15 protein-coding genes and 2 pseudogenes are annotated in these 18,987 nt (G+C 39.7%); 14 read left to right on the top strand and 3 right to left on the bottom strand.

All coding sequences use genetic code 11. The features are described 5' to 3' along the window. The first annotated feature begins 45 nt into the window (after positions 1-45). Entirely contained in the window at positions 46-474 is a 429-nt protein-coding gene (locus KGMB01110_RS09020) for a hypothetical protein (protein ID WP_136626685.1), read from the top strand. Between the two features lie 2 nt (positions 475-476). Continuing rightward, positions 477-3,359, top strand: a complete 2,883-nt coding sequence (locus tag KGMB01110_RS09025; RefSeq protein WP_119298070.1) for a DEAD/DEAH box helicase — start codon at positions 477-479, stop codon at positions 3,357-3,359. 335 nt (positions 3,360-3,694) lie between these two features. On the opposite strand, the gene KGMB01110_RS09030 is transcribed toward KGMB01110_RS09025, so the two are convergent. Next, entirely contained in the window at positions 3,695-4,396 is a 702-nt protein-coding gene (locus KGMB01110_RS09030) for a helix-turn-helix domain-containing protein (protein ID WP_119298071.1), read from the bottom strand. A gap of 379 nt (positions 4,397-4,775) precedes the next feature. Here KGMB01110_RS09030 and KGMB01110_RS09035 point away from each other — a divergent pair, with 379 nt between their 5' ends. From KGMB01110_RS09035 to KGMB01110_RS09090, 12 genes and pseudogenes are all read left to right on the top strand, one after another. Continuing rightward, positions 4,776-5,183 (top strand): replication initiator protein A, encoded by a 408-nt coding sequence (locus KGMB01110_RS09035; protein WP_170141707.1) that lies wholly within the window; start codon positions 4,776-4,778, stop codon positions 5,181-5,183. Then, entirely contained in the window at positions 5,164-5,391 is a 228-nt protein-coding gene (locus KGMB01110_RS09040) for a hypothetical protein (RefSeq protein WP_119298073.1), read from the top strand. Before KGMB01110_RS09035 ends, KGMB01110_RS09040 begins: the two co-directional genes overlap by 20 nt. A gap of 79 nt (positions 5,392-5,470) precedes the next feature. Then, a complete protein-coding gene (locus tag KGMB01110_RS09045) occupies positions 5,471-5,749 on the top strand; it encodes a helix-turn-helix domain-containing protein (protein ID WP_119298074.1) in 279 nt (92 codons plus the stop codon). Positions 5,750-5,819: 70 nt separating this feature from the next. Beyond that, positions 5,820-6,869, top strand: coding sequence for an ORF6N domain-containing protein (locus KGMB01110_RS09050; protein ID WP_119298075.1), 1,050 nt, complete (start codon positions 5,820-5,822; stop codon positions 6,867-6,869). Between the two features lie 4 nt (positions 6,870-6,873). Further along, positions 6,874-8,613 (top strand): recombinase family protein, encoded by a 1,740-nt coding sequence (locus KGMB01110_RS09055; RefSeq protein ID WP_119298076.1) that lies wholly within the window; start codon positions 6,874-6,876, stop codon positions 8,611-8,613. A 194-nt stretch (positions 8,614-8,807) separates the two neighbouring features. Next, positions 8,808-9,410, top strand: a pseudogene (locus KGMB01110_RS09060) (HAD-IC family P-type ATPase); the annotation flags it as partial. A 120-nt stretch (positions 9,411-9,530) separates the two neighbouring features. Further along, the gene (locus KGMB01110_RS09065; RefSeq protein WP_330508277.1) at positions 9,531-10,025 is read left to right on the top strand and encodes a potassium-transporting ATPase subunit C; all 495 of its coding nucleotides are present in this window, start codon (positions 9,531-9,533) and stop codon (positions 10,023-10,025) included. Positions 10,026-10,179: 154 nt separating this feature from the next. After that, a complete protein-coding gene (locus tag KGMB01110_RS09070) occupies positions 10,180-11,520 on the top strand; it encodes a TrkH family potassium uptake protein (protein WP_119298077.1) in 1,341 nt (446 codons plus the stop codon). 13 nt (positions 11,521-11,533) lie between these two features. Next, positions 11,534-12,181, top strand: a complete 648-nt coding sequence (locus KGMB01110_RS09075; RefSeq protein ID WP_118725339.1) for a potassium channel family protein — start codon at positions 11,534-11,536, stop codon at positions 12,179-12,181. A 21-nt stretch (positions 12,182-12,202) separates the two neighbouring features. Continuing rightward, positions 12,203-12,745, top strand: coding sequence for a LysR substrate-binding domain-containing protein (locus tag KGMB01110_RS09080; protein WP_119298078.1), 543 nt, complete (start codon positions 12,203-12,205; stop codon positions 12,743-12,745). Between the two features lie 90 nt (positions 12,746-12,835). Next, a complete protein-coding gene (locus KGMB01110_RS09085) occupies positions 12,836-15,532 on the top strand; it encodes a sensor histidine kinase (RefSeq protein WP_119298079.1) in 2,697 nt (898 codons plus the stop codon). Continuing rightward, positions 15,525-16,226, top strand: a complete 702-nt coding sequence (locus KGMB01110_RS09090) for a response regulator (RefSeq protein ID WP_119298080.1) — start codon at positions 15,525-15,527, stop codon at positions 16,224-16,226. The genes KGMB01110_RS09085 and KGMB01110_RS09090 overlap by 8 nt, the downstream gene beginning before the upstream one ends. A gap of 163 nt (positions 16,227-16,389) precedes the next feature. Here the strand turns inward: KGMB01110_RS09090 and KGMB01110_RS15840 are convergent. Further along, a pseudogene (locus KGMB01110_RS15840) lies at positions 16,390-16,656 on the bottom strand (helix-turn-helix domain-containing protein); the annotation flags it as partial. Positions 16,657-16,730: 74 nt separating this feature from the next. Next, positions 16,731-18,797: an efflux RND transporter permease subunit gene (locus KGMB01110_RS09100; protein WP_119298081.1), complete on the bottom strand. Its 2,067-nt coding sequence runs from the start codon at positions 18,795-18,797 to the stop codon at positions 16,731-16,733. Between the last annotated feature and the right edge of the window lie 190 nt (positions 18,798-18,987).

Consider the following 18,987-nt stretch of genomic DNA (forward strand, 5'->3'; position numbering starts at 1 on the left):
TCTAATAATAGAATTTTTAAGAGCCTCAAGGCAAGAATCAAGGGTATGTTCGAACCTATATTAATACAGTCGCCAGTAGTGATGCCAATGAAGGACGGATTCAAGGCAAACTGCGAATACTTTAAATTAGGTTTTCTAGATAAAACCTCTGTTGCCCTTGGCAGACAGTTCCGAGAACTGCTTCCGGTGCTCTGGATGAAGGGAGGAGCCATTGGTAGGTGCCCGGCTCTTGAAAATGATGATCTCTCGAATATGCTGATCTTGCCGCAGAATAAGATGGCTGTTTTGATGGATGAGATATACTATTTTGAATTTGATGCGGAATTAAGACGTAATCCAGAGATCCAGACAATTTTCATTGTAACGGATTCAGAAACGGCATATCGGTCGATGATTCGTTCTTACGATGACAAAGACTGCTATCAGCTTTATAGAGATTATCTGGATAATTTCAGAATCAATACGGGGAGGTAAACATGAGAATAGAATTATTCCCTTTTCAGAAGAGAGCTCTTGCTGATATCCGCATGAAGACTGCGGAAGCAATGGGTAGCTATCACAGAACACATGCACCACAGGTGGTTTCTTTCACTGCACCAACCGGAGCTGGAAAGACCATCATCATGTCTGCGCTGATTGAGGCTGTTCTTTTCGGCGATGAACAGTATATGGAGCAACCGAATGCAATTATAGTCTGGCTTTCGGATTCGCCTCAGCTGAACGAGCAGTCGAAGCAGAAGATCGACTCCAAGGCTGATAAGATTAAGTTGTCGCAGTGCGTTACGATTTCTGAGGAATCCTTTGATAAAGAGGTATTTGAGGATGGTCATGTTTATTTTCTGAATACACAGAAATTATCGGTTACTTCTAAACTCACGAAAAATGGCGATGGGCGTACTTATACGATTTGGCAGACTCTTGCAAATACCGTTTGGGAGAAAAGCGACCGACTGTATTTTATCATTGACGAAGCACACCGTGGTATGCAAGGACGCGAAGCCAGCAGAGCAACAACTATAATGCAGAAATTTATTAAGGGGAGTGAAGATGATGGAATTCCTCCAATGCCGGTAGTTATCGGTATGTCTGCTACCACGCAGAGATTCAATGCATTGGTCGAGGGCACGTCCTCTACAATTCATAAATCAATAGTGACAACGGATGAAGTGCGTGCTTCTGGACTTTTAAAGGACAGGATTGTTATCACTTATCCGGAAGAAGGGGCGGTCAATAATGATATGGCTATTCTGCAAGCAGCTGCAGATGATTGGAAGGAAAAGTGGGAACATTGGACGCAGTATTGCTTTGAGCAACACTATGCCTATGTAAATCCAATTTTAATCATTCAGGTTTTGAATGGAACGGGAGATGCTCTAACTGACACAAATCTAGATGACTGTATTGCAAAGATAGAGGAACGGACAGGATTCAAGCTAGAAAGCGGTCAAGTTGTTCATACCTTTGGTAGCACAGCAGCAACACTGAACGTCAATGAGCTTGATGTGCGTTATGAGGAGCCTTCCAATATTGCTGAAGATAGAAACATTCGCGTAGTGTTCTTTAAAGAAAATCTTTCAACTGGCTGGGATTGTCCGCGAGCAGAAACAATGATGTCCTTTAAACATGCAAACGATGCTACATATATTGCACAGCTTCTCGGGCGAATGGTCAGAACACCAATGCAGATGCATATTCAGGTGGACGATGTTTTGAACGATGTACATCTCTATTTGCCGTACTTCAATGAAGATACAGTTAGGGATGTTGTAGAAGCCTTGCAGAGTACGGAAGGTGGAGATATTCCGACCGATATTTATGGTGAATCCTTATCTGGAAAGAAATTTGAAACATTGACTGTTAGACCACAGAAGAAAAAAGAAGTGCAGCAGACTCCGGGACAGATGACGTTGTTTGATGTATTTTCCGGTCAGACAATATCTGAGCGGCAGACTGATATAGTAACAACAAAGCCAACTGGTGATATCGTTCCTACGACGTATCCTCAAATTACTGGAGTGCAGGAACAACTAGCATATACATCGAGACAGAATCAGATGCAACAGACCACTGATACAACAGCTCTTGTTCAGTCTGGATTGACTATGTCACAGACTTCTGACATAGAATCACCACTCAGAAGTAACATTGTGGAAAGTTCCAAAACGGATCAGCAAAATACCTCTGTAGCGGAAGATATGTTTAATCGTGAAGATGTTATGAAATTTATAAACGATGCAGGACTTCTTTCTTATAACATCAGAGCACTTCGAATCAATGATTATCTGAAATCGTTGTATAGGATGGCACATTTACTTACGATGTCTAAATTACATCGTGAGGCAATTCGAGAAGTTCAGGATGAAATCGTTGAGATGATTCACAATTATGTGGAAGGTCTTAAGACAGAAGGAAAATATGATGACCTTGTTCAGCAGGTTAAACAGTTTAAGCTGGCGACTCAAATCTTTGATGCCTTTGGAGAGACTGTGGACAATTATTCGGTGCATGACTTGTTCACAACGACAGATTCTGATATAGAGAGACAATTTAGGATTGCTGATGTAAAGCTCGGGCGAGAAGGCATCGGCATGGCATATGGTAACAAGTATATGGATATGTCTGACCTAACGGCATTTAAAGTTGATGTTATTCTTTTTGTCGCTGACGAAGAGTGCATGAACCGTTTACATTCTTATGCAGAGATTCGCTTTCACGGATTGAATGATGATTATCGCAGATATATTGCTACAATCGACTCTGAAAAAATTCGTAAAGATTACGACAGCATTGTTTCAGATGGTGATTCTGTTAGCAAACATAATTTCCGTTTGCCTGAGACTATTCAGGTGCCACATGAAGTGGGGGGAAAAGAATATAGAAATCATCTTTTCGTCAGCGACATAACCGGTGTAGCAACTATGAAATTAAATACTTGGGAAGCAGGAGTCATTGAAGAGGAAGAAAAACGAGAAGACTTTGTCTGTTGGATTCGGAATCCTTCCAGAGGCTCATGGGCACTTTGTATTCCTTATGAAATTGATGGTGAAATAAAGCCTACTTATCCTGATTTCATTATAGTAAGAAAAGATCGTGTCCTCGGGTATGTTGTTGATATTCTTGAACCACATAATCCTGACTTTAAGGATAATCTCGGAAAAGCGAAGGGATTCGCAGATTACGCAAAAAAGAATCCGGGTGTGGGAAGAATTCAGCTTATTCGTATGAGCAAAGATGCTGCTGGAAATCACAAGTTTAAGAGATTAGATATGTCTAAAACAGCTGTTCGGGATAAAGTATCTCATGCAATAAATACAGACGAGCTCGATCACATCTTTGACACAGATGGCGTTATCGAATAAGAAAAATTCAGTTATGACAAAAGAGCTGCAATTGTTGTTGTAGTTATTTCAAAATAGATGATTCTGCACTATCAGCGTGACCATGAGAGGATGTTGCAACAACTGATAGATTTCTGCGAAGAAGTAGTCATAGGGAGCAAGCCACATTGGATATAATCCACTGTGGCTTGTTTTGAACTGAATGATTTACAATTTCGGATTCCGCCGTCTCAACTTCCGATGCTCCTTTGCAGGCTTAGAACGGGAGAATATTTCTTTTAATGTCTGCTTTTCTTCCACAGAAAGCTGAGTGACTTTCATCTCCAGATTTTTGCAGAAAAGAAGCAAAAGACCATTTATATAAGCATCATTTGATGACTCTGTATCGCCATCTGCGGTAGTAGGTATTTGAGATGTAAAGTCATCAATGATATTTTTGACCATACTTTGATAGTCATGTCGCTGGCGGTATTGCTATCTTTCATATGAGTATTTCGTAGGTCAGCGACAATCGGTTTTAGGTCTGCTGACAGAATATTCATATAATATTGTTCTGACTCAATGTGTGAATTATCAAATACATTTGCAAATGTATCGGTGGAATCGGCACCAAACTCTGTTAATTTGCATCTCATCACATCAAGAAAAGCATTCGCTATCTGAAGTCCCTTATCGTTAAATCCATCAATATAGATTTCCAGGTCAGTCATGAATTTTTTGAAATTTTCATGTGTGAGTAATTCAGATAATAATCGAGGGTTATATTTTTTATCAGTCAGTATTTGTATGGCATCGTCATTTAGGTGCAGATCAGATACTGACTGATTTTTATGTTGCCGTAATTCTGTCCGGCAAAGAAGGTAATCTGTGCTTACGTTGTAAAAATTTGAAAGCGTTATAAGATTGCTGAGCGACATATCTATATTTTCATCTTTTTCATAATTGCCAAGCGTGGAGCTAGGGATACCGGTAGCATCGGATAACTCCTGCAACGACATTCTTTTTTCTGAGACTCTCAAATCTTTCAGTCTTTCTGGTATGGTAAGTTTTGTATGCATAGTATTTTCCTCGTTTTTAAAGATACAGATAGATTACCATGATATTGCTATGAGATAAATAGCAATTCTTTACCTGTCTTGTCCATAATATTAGAAAAAATCACAAAAAGAAAAATTTTCCAGCATCTTGGATATACCGAATCGGCATAGAAAATCTGAGAAAATAATTTCATAAATCAGGAATGGAAGGAGTGAAAAATTTATGAAATGTTGGAAATATATCAGTATGACAAAGCCGATAGGCGTAGCTCCGTGAAAATTTATTTTCATGGTTTTAGGGGATTGGGGCATTTCCCCAACAAGCTAAAAATGCATTTTGTGTGCACAAATGCACTGCTTGCCAAGTAGCGAAATTAGGAATGAAAGAGAGGATAAGACAATGGAAAATGTAACTTTTGATTATAAGTTTTACAGGATACCTAAGAGATTTTTTAAGGAAGACATGTTCAGAGACATGACGAATGCGACAAAAGTATTATATGGAATACTTCTGGATCGCAAGTGCCTGTCAGACTCCAATGGAGACGCATGGCGTGATGAATATGGAATTACCTATATCATTTTTACAATCGAAGAAATTATGAACCTGATGAATTTGGGAAACAAGAAGGTTAACAAAATGTTGAAGGAGCTGGAGGAGCATGGCTTGATCTACCGAAGACACCAGGGCTTGGGAAGACCGAATAAGATTTATGTTTATGATTTGCTCAAAGCAGATAATTCAAATTGGCTGCCAAAACAAATTATGTTCGGAAAGGGGAGCAGCAATGAGAAAGAAGTATTATGAAGATGCAAAAGAGAATGCAGCTTTTGAGAGATGTGCAGATGTAATAACATCCCTGATTCTAAAATATGGACCGGCTTTAAAACAAAAATGGAATCTAAACGAGTGGATTAGGAATATTCAGGCAGAGAGTATATGGAAAGACATAGCTTGCAAAAGGTATCAGCGGTATTTTATTCACATGATGAATATGAAAAGCGCTCTTGTATGACAAAATCAAATTGACTAATACTAATTAGCAATATATAATACAGACAAAACGAAAATGACATGAACGGAGGAACAATGAAGTGGAGAAGGTTATAACACTCGAGGAAGCATTAAAAAGAATTGAAGAATTAGAAAATGAAAACGCCGAGTTACGCGAAGAATTGGAATATTATAAAAATCGTAAATTAAGCGGAAGGCAGAAGCACAATGCAAAATGGATGGCTATTTACAATGATTTTGTCGCTTGCTATGAGAACGGTATGACTATGATAGAGATTGCAAAGCGTAATAATGTCAGCGAGAGAACGATTTACAGGTATAAAGCGTATTATGACAAAATCACCAAAACAGAACACTAGACCATTTTACTGGCATCAGCAAAATGGTCAGATATGATGCTTTCGGACAAAAAATGAACGGAGGAGTTTTATGCCAGAAGATAAAAAGAAGGAAATTGATGTTACAGTAATAGAAGTAACTGAAGAATACTTAAAAGAAAAACTCTATGAAATTAGAGGTAAAAGGGTATTGTTGGATGCTGATTTAGCAGAGATATATGGCTATGATACGAAGGGATTTAATAGACAGGTAAAAAATAATATTGAGAAATTTGATGAAGATTTTATGTTTGAACTGACGGATGAGGAATTAGAAGATTTGCGGTACAAAAATTGTACCGCAAATATAAGTTCAAAAAGCCGCTATAATCCTCATGTATTTACAGAGCAAGGATTATATATGCTGATGACTGTTTTAAAAGGGCCATTGGCTGTTAAACAGAGTAAGGCATTAATAAGAACCTTCAAAAGAATGAAAGATTACATATTAGAAAATCGTGATTTAATCGGACAGAGAGAATTACTTCAGTTAAGTATGGAGAATGCTAACAACAGAATTGAAATTAGTAAAATCAATTCTGATATGATATCTCTTGAAAAACAGATTTCTGATGTCGCAGAAGGCTTGAAGGATGTAGTGACGAAATCTGAACTTGCGGATATGATGAATAGTTTTATTTCAGATGATGATGAAAAGTGGCTTATGTTTAATGCAAAATTTAGTAGTGCGGATGAGGTTTACGAGTCTATTTACAGGCAGGCAAAGTCATCAATATATGTGGTTGATAATTACATTGGTTTAAGAACGCTGGTACATCTTAAGAATTCTCCGACAGGAGTAAATATTATTTTATTCAGTGACAATGTTGGAAATAATAAACTTCACAACATAGAATATACGGATTTCTGTAAGGAATATCCAACTGTAAAACTGTCAATGAAGAAGACTGGCGGCATATTTCATGATCGGTTTATCGTGTTGGATTATGGAACGGCGGATGAGAGAGTCTTTCTGTGTGGCGCTTCTTCCAAGGATGCCGGGGCTAGAATAACAAGCATCGTTGAGGATTATGGAACAGCCAAATACAACTCTGTTGTTGCAGGATTATTGAAAAATTCGCCATTAGTATTACCAAAATAGGAGTGTGAGACTATTGAAGAAGAAAACAAGATGTTACATATATACTCGTGTATCTACAGCTATTCAGGTTGATGGCTATAGTCTTGATGCACAGAAGGACAAGCTAAGAAAATATGCAGAATTTCAAGATATGGAGATTGTAGGAGAATATTCTGATGAAGGACATTCCGGTAAGAATATAAAAGGCCGCCAGGAATTTATGCGGATGCTGAATGATATTGAAGATGGCAAGGACGGAGTTGATTTCGTCCTTGTATTTAAATTATCGCGATTTGGCAGAAATGCAGCAGATGTGCTCAGCTCTTTACAGCTTATGCAGGATTATGGTGTGAATCTTATCTGTGTAGAAGACGGAATTGACAGCTCAAAAGAAGCCGGTAAACTGCTTATATCTATTATTGCTGCTGTAGCAGAGATGGAACGTGAGAACATAAGAGTACAGACGATGGCTGGACGTGAGCAAAAAGCCAGAGAAGGAAAATGGAACGGTGGATTTGCACCTTATGGATATAAGCTGGAAAATGGAGAACTTGTTATTGCAGAGGATGAAGTGGAAATTATTCAAATGATTTTTGATCGGTATATTCATACCAATGATGGAATCAATGGCGTGGCAAATTATCTGAACAATCATGGATATACAAAGAAGCTGCGTCAGAATGGAACAATACCGGGGTTCTCGGCCAGCTTTATCAAGAAGATAATTGATAACCCGGTATATATGGGGAAGATAGCATATGGACGCAGGCGTACAGAGAAGAAAACAGGAACCCGTAATGAAACTCATGTAGTGGAGCAATCAGATTTCCCTGTTTATGAGGGAGTTCATGAAGCAATTATTGCCGAGGAAGACTGGGAACTTGCACAGGAAAAGCGTTCAAAAAATAATTACAAGCGTGAAAAAATTCATGATCCGGAACATGCACATATTTTGTCTGGGATATTAAAATGTCCTTGCTGTGGAAAAGGAATGTATGGAAATATTGCTAAAGCAGGGCGAAAAGATAACAAGACCAGATATTACTATTATTGTAAGAATACCGTGAATGCTACCGGGCACAAGTGTACGTTCCGACGTAACATCGAGCAGACACAGATTGATGATATGCTTGCAAAGCTGATTACAGCAATGACAAAAGAAGGAAAATTCAAGGATGCCATTCAGGATAAAATAGGAGCAACTGTTGACACGACGGACCTGGAAAAGCAGTTATCTGTGTTAAATGCAAGTCTTCATCAGGCAGAGACTATTAAAACACGCCTTGAACAGCAGATGGATAATCTGGATGTTACAGATACCCATTACGATAAAAAAATAGTAGATTTGCAGAGACGATTGGATGCTCAATATGATAGAATAGATGAAGTGGAAGAAACAATGACAGAACTGAAGTCTCAGATTTATGAGCTTAAGAAAAATCAGATTGATGCAGACAGCATATACGGATTTTTAGGTGCTTTTAATGAAGTGTATTCAGAATGTACGGATGCAGAAAAGAAACAGTTCATGCAGGCATTTATTGAACGCATTGATATATTCCCGGAAAGACGGGAAGATGGAAATTGGATTCAGAATATTAAGTTTCAGTTTCCGGTACCGATTATAAAAGAAGGCAAGGAAGTAGCACAAATCAAGGGAATTTCTTTGGACAAGGAGAAATCGGATGAGCATATGGTTTCCTTGGAAAAGTTATCTACACTTGAGACGGTAGTTTTGATGTCAAAGGTGAACCCTAACAAGTAAATAAAGTGTAGAGAACAAAGGACTTTCTCAAAGACTATCGTTAAAAGATATATGAAGTCTTGCGGAAAGTCCTTTTTTGATGCCTGCAAATAGCCGAGTGGAAACTGGTCTACTTGAGAGGGTTGACACTAAAGAATGGATAACAAGGATTTGAACCCTATATCACACGTGCAGAAGGTATCTATTCAGACTAATGTGACCGTATTGTGCAGGATATAGCCAAACAAGGCGGAACACCTCTTGTTGTTGCAAAGAATCATAAAATCCTTGGTGTGATTCATTTGAAAGATATTATCAAACAAGGGGTAAAGGAAAAATTTGCCGACCTTAGGAAAATGGGTATCAAAACGATTATGATTACGGGTGATAATCCAATGACTGCCGCTGCAATTGCAGCCGAAGCTGGTGTAGATGATTTTCTGGCCGAAGCAACACCGGAAGGCAAGTTAGCTATGATTCGTGATTTTCAGGCCAAGGGACATCTGGTGGCTATGACCGGCGACGGAACAAACGACGCTCCGGCGCTGGCGCAGGCGGATGTGGCAGTTGCGATGAATACAGGAACACAGGCGGCGAAGGAAGCCGGTAATATGGTGGATTTGGATTCCTCACCTACAAAGCTGATTGATATTGTCCACATCGGTAAACAGCTTTTGATGACGAGGGGCAGTTTGACAACCTTTTCTATTGCAAACGATGTAGCAAAATATTTTGCCATTAGTTTGGGTGGTCTGATTGCTCCATTTATCTTTGTAAAATTGATTGATATGCTGTTAGTGTTGTTTGGGTTGGCATAAGGGGGATCTGTGATGAAAATATTAAAAAATGTATTGCCGAAGTCAGCAATTATCTTTTTGATTTTTACTGTGATTTGTGGCGTAGTTTATACGGGCATTGTGACGGAAATTGCATAGCTTATTTTCCCTGACAAAGCCAACGGAAGTATTATAGAAGTGGATGGCAAAAAATATGGCTGCGAACTTTTAGGACAGAAATATACCGATGAAGCGCATATGTGGGGACGCATTATGAATATTGACGTATCCACTTACAAAGATGAAAACGGTAAAAGGCTGATGTATGCAGTTCCATCCAATCTTTCTCCTGCAAGTGAGGAATTTGAAGATTTGGTTGCCAAGCGGGTGCAGATGCTTCGTAAGGCAAATCCCGATATGGAGGAAACAGCCATTCCGGCTGAACTTGTGACCTGTTCCGGCAGCGGACTTGATCCGCATATCTTCCCTGCGGCGGCTAAATATCAGATGACAAGAATTGCAAAAGCAAATAATATGAGTGAAGAAAAAGTCAGAGCTATTATTGAAAAATGCACCGACAGTAGATTTTTAGGTGTTTTTGGAGAGAAAACAGTAAATGTTCTGAAAGTCAATTTGATGTTGGACGGTATCCTGTAATGAGTGCTCTCAAAAGATGAGCAAAAGATTTCGGACTTCAGCTCATCTTTATACAATCTTAATTTCAAAACAAACTTACTTACGCCCATTTAATACAAAGAAAGATAGAATAAAGGCAATATAAAAAAGAAATTAAGATTATGGGGATATAGTTATGCAACAGACAAACAGATCAAGACATCGACATATAACATCATTTCAAGTGATTAGTTTAGGGTTTTTATCCGTGATTCTCTTAGGCAGTCTGCTTTTGATGCTGCCGATTGCTACAAAAAGCGGTCAGTATACCTCTTTTTTGGATGCTTTGTTTACCGCAACTTCTGCGGTTTGTGTGACGGGACTGGTTATTAAAGATACGGCAACCTACTGGTCTTTATTTGGCCAAGGAGTTATTTTACTGCTGATTCAAATCGGAGGTATGGGAATTATTACGATTGCGATTGCGATTGCTGTTGTTTCCGGACGCAAAATCGGGTTGATGCAGCGAAGTACCATGCAAGAGGCAATTTCGGCTCCAACGGTGGGTGGTATTGTGCGGAGAACGCAATTTATTATTCGGACTACTATTTTTATCGAAATCATTGGTGCGGTTCTTTTAGCCCCTGTTTTTTGCAGGGACTTTGGGTTTTGGAAAGGAATATGGTATTCACTGTTCCATTCTATTTCTGCTTTTTGCAATGCAGGATTTGATCTAATCGGTATAAGAACCCCTTTTTCCTCGTTGACCTCTTATTCTGTACAGCCGATTGTAAATCTTGTAATTATGATGCTGATTGTTGCAGGAGGTATTGGATTCCTTACCTGGGAGGATATAAAGAATCATAAATGGCATTTAAAAAAATATCGGATGCAAAGCAAGGTGATTTTTATGGTAACAGGAATATTGATATTCTTACCGGCTCTTTACTTTTTTTATTTTGAGTTTTCAAATGTGCCTCTTACAGAAAGGGTATGGGTTTCTTTGTTTCAATCCGTTACGCCGAGAACAGCAGGATTCAATACGGCAGATTTGACTTTATTCAGTGAAGTCGGGCAAATGCTTATCATTATGCTGATGCTCATCGGTGGCTCGCCTGGTTCCACTGCAGGTGGTATGAAAACGACAACTCTTGCAGTTCTCGTTTCATCTGCATTATCTGTATTTAGAAAAAAGGAACACACCCATTTTTTTGGCAGACAAATTCCGGATGGCACTATCAGAAATGCAGCTACGATTTTTTTGATGTATATCGTTTTATTCCTTGTCGGAGGAATGGTAATTAGCAGCACAGAAGATATTCCACTTATGACCGCTTTGTTTGAGACGGCGTCGGCAATCGGGACGGTAGGGTTATCGTTGGGAATAACTCCTGACCTAGGGCTTGTTTCCCATATAATCTTGATTTGCCTGATGTTTTTTGGCAGAGTGGGAGGATTGACCTTGATTTTTGCTACCATTTCTGAAAAAAAGCCTAACGGTTCAAAATATCCTCAGGAAAAAATTACAGTAGGTTAAGGAGAATAAAAAAATGAAATCAATATTACTTATCGGTCTGGGAAGATTCGGACGGCATATTGCTATAAAATTAGATGAATTGCATCATCAGGTGATGGCGGTAGATAAAGAAGATACTCGAGTTGATGCTGTACTTCCCTTTGTAACTAACGCTCAGATTGGGGATGCGACGAATGAGGATTTTTTAAGTTCGCTTGGTGTTGGGAATTTTGATGTTTGTATTGTGGCTATCGGAGATAACTTTCAGAATTCATTGGAAGTAACGTCCCTTTTGAAGGAACTCGGTGCAAGAATGGTGGTGTCTCGTGCCGCTCGTGATGTTCATGCAAAATTTCTTTTACGGAACGGCGCAGATGAAATTGTTTATCCCGAAAGGCAGCTTGCCGATTGGGTTGCAATCCGTTATAGTGCTGATCATATTTTCGATTACATAGAACTAGATGAAGAACATGCAATTTTTGAAATATCTATACCGGGAGAATGGATAGGAAAAACAATCGGTCAGTTGGATATACGAAAAAAATATAACATCAATATTATGGCGCTGAAAACAAATGATATTATGAATTTGAAAATAAGTTCCGATACGCAGTTGTTAAAGGACAGTACCATGCTTGTTCTTGGGGAGACGAAACATATTCAAAAATGTTTTCATATTTAATTTTTGAAAGAAGTTGGTGATATGAAAGACTTTGTTTTACTTATAGTGGTATTGGCAGCATTTATTTATGGTTATTTTCTTATGGAAAAGCTGGATAAATTTCTCGAGGAAAATCAATCCCAAAAACTTATTTCAGATTCTAAGCTCAGGATTGGATTTGAAACACCTGCAATCATAGATTCTATTGCAGATCTATTAGAACAATTTTCAAGCGAATACCCAAACTATGAGCTGAACCTGTTCTACGGTTCTGTAAGTGAAATAATAAATGGGCTGGGAAATAATAAACTTGATTTTGGCTTTATCATAGAAAATTCCAACGATATTTTGAAAGAGGAGTATTGTTCCTTATCCCTTCAAATAAAGCAAAGTGTCATTACTCCAGGCTCTACAGACATTGCGGTACATCCCATCAACACGATTGAGAAACCAGCGAGAGTGATATGGCAAAATGACTTTAATTGTATGAAGGGTCTATTTGTCGAAAAATTGCGTGATTTTTCGGAGCGCTTTCTGCTTTCGGCTACACGCCCGAATGGAAAAAAAGAAGAAAAGGTGGTATAATCTTTACGCGATTTTAATGTCAGTGCTAAAATGCTTTTCTGAAATTTACGTATCATTCTATATAATGTTTTTGTACAAGGAGATGACCGTATGAGTGAAAGCAGACACAATCTGGATCAGTTATTAAAGGAAATCCAAGCTGATGAAGAAAACCGTAATAAAGGACATTTGAAAATCTTTTTCGGATATGCAGCTGGTGTGGGTAAAACCTATGCCATGTTAGAAGCAGCTCATATGGAAAAACAGCAGGGAATTGACGTGGTAGCCGGTTATGTAGAACCCCACGCACGTCCCAAAACAGCAGCTCTTTTGAATGGCTTAGAAGTTCTTCCTACAAGAAAAGTTTTTTATAATGGTATGATACTGGACGAATTCGACATTGGCATGGCGTTGAAAAGAAAACCACAGCTTATCCTTGTAGATGAACTTGCGCATACGAATGCCGAAGGATGCCGTCATGCAAAACGGTATCAGGACATTAAGGAACTTTTGAATGCAGGGATTGATGTCTATACGACTGTCAATGTTCAGCATATTGAAAGCCTTTGTGATACAGTTGCATCCATTACGGAAATTGTTGTACGGGAACGCATCCCGGATTCTGTTTTTGATAATGCAGATCAGGTTGAATTAATAGATATTGAACCACAGGATTTGATCAACCGTTTGAATACAGGAAATGTATACAGACAGACACAGGCAAAACAGGCAGTAGAAAATTTTTTTACAATAGAAAATTTGACAGCTCTCCGGGAGATTTCACTGCGGCGATGTGCGGACCGGGTGAATATCCTCACAGAAAATATCCGCATAAAAAATCATGGAGATTATCACACAGGCGAACATATTCTTGTATGTCTATCTTCTTCTCCATCCAATGCGAAAATTATCCGTACCGCCGCAAAAATGGCTTCTGCTTTTAAAGGGGAGTTTACGGCTCTATTTGTAGAAACCCCAGATTTTTCGGTGATGAGCGAGGAAAATGTAAAACGCCTGCGTTCAAATATTCGTCTTGCTGAGCAGCTTGGGGCAAAAATAGAAACAGTTTACGGAGAAGATGTTCCGTTTCAGATTGCGGAATTTACTCGTTTGTCCGGTGTGTCAAAGATTGTGATCGGACGTAGTTCTGCTACAAAACGGCATTTGCTCAGCAAACCGACCCTGACAGAAAAATTGATTGATTATGCCCCTAATCTGGATGTGCATATTATTCCGGATACGGTTTCTAATGCGGCAGTGTATCAGTTAAGAGGGGGCAGGAAAAAGAACCATATCGTATTCTCTGTCACTGATACATTAAAATCTACTGCGATTCTGATTTTATCCAGTCTAGTCGGAATGATTTTCCAGAAATTTGGATTTGACGAAGCAAATATCATTACTGTTTTTGTTTTAGGTGTTCTTGTCACCGCTGTCATCACGAAACATCAGATATACAGCCTAATTTCCTCGATTGTAAGTGTTTTGGTCTTTAATTTCCTGTTTACGGAACCTCAATTTACCTTGCAGGCGTATGATCAGGGTTATCCTGTTACCTTTATTATCATGTTGTTGGCGGCATTTTTAACCGGTTCTCTTGCTATACGGATTAAAAACCAAGCAAAACAGGTGGCACAATCTGCTTACCGTACCAAAGTGTTATTTGATACAAACCAGCTATTGCAACAGGCAAAAGATAAAAATGAAATTGTATCTGCAACTTCAAATCAGCTCATTAAACTCTTGGGAAAAGATATCGTTTTTTATTTAGCTGATGGAGAAGTGTTGGATACGCCGCATATTTTTTCTGTAACTGAAGAAAATTTGGAATCGTGTATTTCCGAAAATGAAAAGGCCGTTGCCGGCTGGGTATTGAAAAACAATAAACGTGCCGGAGCTACAACAGGAACGCTTTCCAATGCAAAATGCCTGTACCTTGCTGTTCGCAGCAGTATGGTATATGGAGTTATTGGAATCGTGATGGGGGAAATACCTCTTGATCCATTTGAAAACAGTATTCTACTATCCATTCTCGGAGAATGTGCCCTGGCTTTGGAAAATGAGAAAAATGCCCGTGAGAAACAGGAGGCGGCCATTCTTGCAAAAAATGAACAGTTGCGAGCAAACCTGCTGCGTGCTATTTCACATGATTTGAGGACACCGCTGACATCCATTTCCGGTAATGCCAGCAATCTTTTGTCCAACGGTGATTCCTTTGATAATGATACAAAAAAGCAGCTGTACATGGATATTTATGATGATTCCATGTGGCTGATTAACCTTGTAGAAAACTTGCTGGCTGTAACCCGGATTGAAGAAGGACGGTTGAATCTCCGTATAACGGAAGATTTGATGGATGACGTGATCACAGAAGCGTTACATCATATTAACCGAAAGAGTGAAGAACATCATATTTCCGTTGAAAGCAAAGAAGAATTTCTTCTTGCAAAAATGGATGCAAAGCTTATTGTTCAGGTAATCATCAATATTGTTGATAATGCTATCAAATATACACCTAAAAACTCTCATATTGTTATTCGGACAGAAAAGCGGGGAAAACAAGCAATCGTATCTATATCGGATGACGGGAACGGAATTGCTGACGAAATAAAGCCACGGATATTCGACATGTTCTATAGCGGTGCAAATCAAATTGCAGACAGCCGCCGAAGTTTAGGACTCGGATTATCTTTGTGCAAGTCCATTATTAACGCCCACGGCGGAGAACTTACTGTTTCAGATAATCTGCCGCACGGAACAGTATTTACATTTACATTACCGGCAGGGGAGGTCAAAGTATATGAATAAGTCACTAATATTAGTTGTAGAAGATGACAAATCTGTCAGAAATTTAATTACAACAACCTTAAAAACGCACGAATACCGATATCTGACGGCACCCGATGGTCAATCGGCAATTTTAGAAACATCTTCACACAATCCTGACATTGTTTTACTTGATTTAGGACTTCCTGATATAGACGGTGTTGAGATTATTAAAAAAATCCGTACTTGGTCAAATGTGCCAATTATTGTAATCAGTGCTCGCAGTGAAGATACCGATAAAATTGATGCGTTGGATGCTGGCGCAGATGATTATTTAACAAAGCCATTTTCTGTTGAGGAACTGCTTGCCAGACTACGAGTCACGCAAAGAAGGTTATCGATGATGCAAAAAGTATCCCCTGCCGAAGCGGTTGTTTTTGTAAACGGAAAACTTCGTGTAGATTATGCTGCAGGTTGTGCTTATTTGAATGAAGAAGAGTTGCATTTAACACCTATTGAATATAAGTTGCTTTGCCTGTTGACAAGAAATATAGGAAAAGTTCTGACCCATACTTTCCTTACGCAAAGCATTTGGGGAAATAGTTGGAATAATGATATTGCTTCCCTTCGTGTGTTTATGGCAACACTTCGTAAAAAAATCGAGAAAGAACCGAACTCTCCACAATATATCCAAACACACATTGGCGTGGGGTATCGGATGCTGAAAGTTGATTGAACTTCACAACACCATAGTTAAAGTTGGAATATAAGCTGTAGATCTGTATAAGGGACCCGTACGCACAGTTCAATGGGAGGGGCGAGAAAATATATTCTTCCTCTTCCTGTTAAATAACTAGACACAGACGGCAACTTTTAAATTTCCTCTAATAGCGGGCTATTTAAGTATCGCGCAGTTTTGCATTTGCAGATCGCCATTCCCTTTTAGGTTCATGTTTCCCACAATCGTCGCAGGTCTGTGGCCAGTTGATTTTCCATTCAAAATACTCATCTCTGGTAATCACACCGGATTTCAGATCTTCTTTTCTGAGAATCCATTCTTTCATAAAATCATTCAGAATTCCATAATTAAACCACATAGCGACAGGCGGATGAGCTGGCCAGCTATCAGAGTCATGGTAACGGACAGCGGTATCTTCGATGGAATTGTTTTACAGGCTGCTTTTTGTCTTATGATGTACCAAAGAGTAGTACTCTTTGGTACACTTTGCGTTTTCGATTCTTACTTCGGTAAAAATCCCTTGCTAGTCTTTACGATCACCTTGTCAAATACCATAAAGACGGAAGGCAGGACAAAGATGACCACGACCATACTGATCAGGGCCCCACGCGCCATCAGGATACAGAGCGAGCTGATCATATCGATGTTGGAGTAAACGCCGACGCCGATCGTTGCTGCAAAGAAACTCAAGGCACTGACCATGATGGATTGTGCTGATACACGGTGGGCAGTGGTGATGGCGTCGTATTTCTCTGCACCATGATTCCGCTCTCGTTTGTAGCGTGTGGTCATTAGGATCGCATAATCTACGGTGGAACCAAGTTGGATCGTACCGATGACAATGGAAGCCACGAAGGGCAGCTTAGTACCCATATAATAGGGGATTCCCATATTGATGAAAATTGCAAATTCAATGACGCTGACCAGAATCACCGGCAGGGAAATCGATTTAAACAGGATTAGGATGATCAGGAAAATAATGCCGATGGAAACGGCACTGACCGTCTTGAAATCCTTATCGGTAATGTCGATCAGGTCTGCGGTCAAAGGACCTTCGCCGATCAACATACCGCCCTCGTCGTAGGAGTGGAGAATCTGATTCAGTTCTTTGATTTGAGCGTTTAACTTATCGGTGGCCACCTTGTATTCGGAATTGACCAAAACTAACTGATAGTCCTCATTTTTCAGTGCTTCCGTCACAGAATCCGGGATCATGTCTTCTGGAATATTGGATCCAATCATGGAATCCAGACCCAATGCCCATTTGACACCGTCTACTTGATCCATTTCCTTTAACATTTTCCGCGTAGCAGAGGAGGGGACGGAACTGTCTACCAGAATCATATGGGTCGTGTTCATGTCGTAGTCTTCTTTTAATTTCTCATTTGCAATAATACTTGGCAAATCTTTCGGGAGCGTTTCGTCCAGGTTGTAGTAGACCTGTGTATGGTTGTTGCCATAAATAGCCGGGAACAACAAGATCAGGAACAGAATCACGTAGATCTTGTAGCGTTTGGTAACTTTGTCAGATAAACGTCCGATATCCGGCAGGAATGGTTTATGTTTCGTTTTCTCGATCAGCTTGTCACAGCACAGAATCATGGACGGAAGAATCGTAACACAGGCGAGTACGCCAAGGATGACGCCTTTGACCATAACAATTCCGATATCCATACCCAGAGTAAAGGTCATAAAGCAAAGAGCGATAAATCCGGCGATGGTGGTAATGGAACTTCCCAGGATCGAGGAAAATGTTTGGGAAATGGCATGAGCCATGGCGCGGTGTTTGTCTCCCTCATAGCGAATCTGCTGTTCTTCGTAGCTGTGCATCAGGAAAATGGAATAGTCCAAAGTGACACCTAATTGAAGAACGGCGGCCAGAGCTTTTGTGATGTAAGAAATTTCTCCGAGGAAATAGTTGCTGCCCAGATTGTAAATGATGGCAATACCGATACTGAGCATAAACAACAGTGGAACGAAGAAAGAGTTCATGGTTACGGCCAGGACGATGACTGCAAGAATGACTGCAATCAGGACATAAACCGGAGTCTCTTTCTCGGCCAGGTTTTTGGTATCGGTTACAACAGCGGACATTCCGCTTAAGAAACATTGTTTTCCGGCAAGGGAGCGGATTTCAGCGATGGCATCCATGGTTCCGTCAGCGGAAGTTCCCTCGTCAAAGAAGATGGCCATCATCGTTCCGGTGTCGGAATTAAAGACATCATACAATTTGTCCGGCAGCATGCTTCTGGGGACTCTGATATCGGCAACAGAGTCATACCAGAGGACACGTTCTACATGATCGACGTCTTCAATCTTCGCTTTTAAGGCAGCCACATCTTTGTCTTCCATGCCGTCCACGATAAACATGGAGAAGGCGCCGGTATTGAAATCATTGACCAGAATATCCTGTCCCTGCATCGTCTCAATATCGTCTGGAAGATAGGTCAGTACGTCATAATTGACTCGGGTATGCAGGTAGCCGAGAGTGGCAGGAATCAGTAGCAGGATACTGAGAATCAGGATCAGTATTCTGTACTTTACAACTTTCTTTCCGAAATTTACCATAGTGAATTCATTCCTTTCCTAGATAGATTCGGAATGAATCCAGAGATCAGGTATCAGGGGGAGTGCTAAAAGAAGAGGATGATCTATGAAATACATTCCGGTGATAATACTGAATAGACTTTTTGGTAAAATGACCTACGGTCATTTTAGATATGAGAATACTATACACTGAAAATGACTAAAAGTCAAT

Source organism: Mediterraneibacter butyricigenes (genome assembly GCF_003574295.1).
In the GTDB taxonomy this organism is placed as follows: domain Bacteria; phylum Bacillota; class Clostridia; order Lachnospirales; family Lachnospiraceae; genus Mediterraneibacter_A; species Mediterraneibacter_A butyricigenes.

Excerpts from the sequence above, each read along its gene's own strand:
- KGMB01110_RS09020 (WP_136626685.1), top strand. The coding sequence starts at position 46 with ATGTTCGAACCTATATTAATACAGTCGCCAGTAGTGATGCCAATGAAG.
- KGMB01110_RS09025 (WP_119298070.1), top strand. The coding sequence starts at position 477 with ATGAGAATAGAATTATTCCCTTTTCAGAAGAGAGCTCTTGCTGATATC.
- KGMB01110_RS09030 (WP_119298071.1), bottom strand. The coding sequence starts at position 4,396 with ATGCATACAAAACTTACCATACCAGAAAGACTGAAAGATTTGAGAGTC.
- KGMB01110_RS09035 (WP_170141707.1), top strand. The coding sequence starts at position 4,776 with ATGGAAAATGTAACTTTTGATTATAAGTTTTACAGGATACCTAAGAGA.
- KGMB01110_RS09040 (WP_119298073.1), top strand. The coding sequence starts at position 5,164 with ATGAGAAAGAAGTATTATGAAGATGCAAAAGAGAATGCAGCTTTTGAG.
- KGMB01110_RS09050 (WP_119298075.1), top strand. The coding sequence starts at position 5,820 with ATGCCAGAAGATAAAAAGAAGGAAATTGATGTTACAGTAATAGAAGTA.
- KGMB01110_RS09070 (WP_119298077.1), top strand. The coding sequence starts at position 10,180 with ATGCAACAGACAAACAGATCAAGACATCGACATATAACATCATTTCAA.
- KGMB01110_RS09075 (WP_118725339.1), top strand. The coding sequence starts at position 11,534 with ATGAAATCAATATTACTTATCGGTCTGGGAAGATTCGGACGGCATATT.
- KGMB01110_RS09080 (WP_119298078.1), top strand. The coding sequence starts at position 12,203 with ATGAAAGACTTTGTTTTACTTATAGTGGTATTGGCAGCATTTATTTAT.
- KGMB01110_RS09085 (WP_119298079.1), top strand. The coding sequence starts at position 12,836 with ATGAGTGAAAGCAGACACAATCTGGATCAGTTATTAAAGGAAATCCAA.
- KGMB01110_RS09090 (WP_119298080.1), top strand. The coding sequence starts at position 15,525 with ATGAATAAGTCACTAATATTAGTTGTAGAAGATGACAAATCTGTCAGA.
- KGMB01110_RS09100 (WP_119298081.1), bottom strand. The coding sequence starts at position 18,797 with ATGGTAAATTTCGGAAAGAAAGTTGTAAAGTACAGAATACTGATCCTG.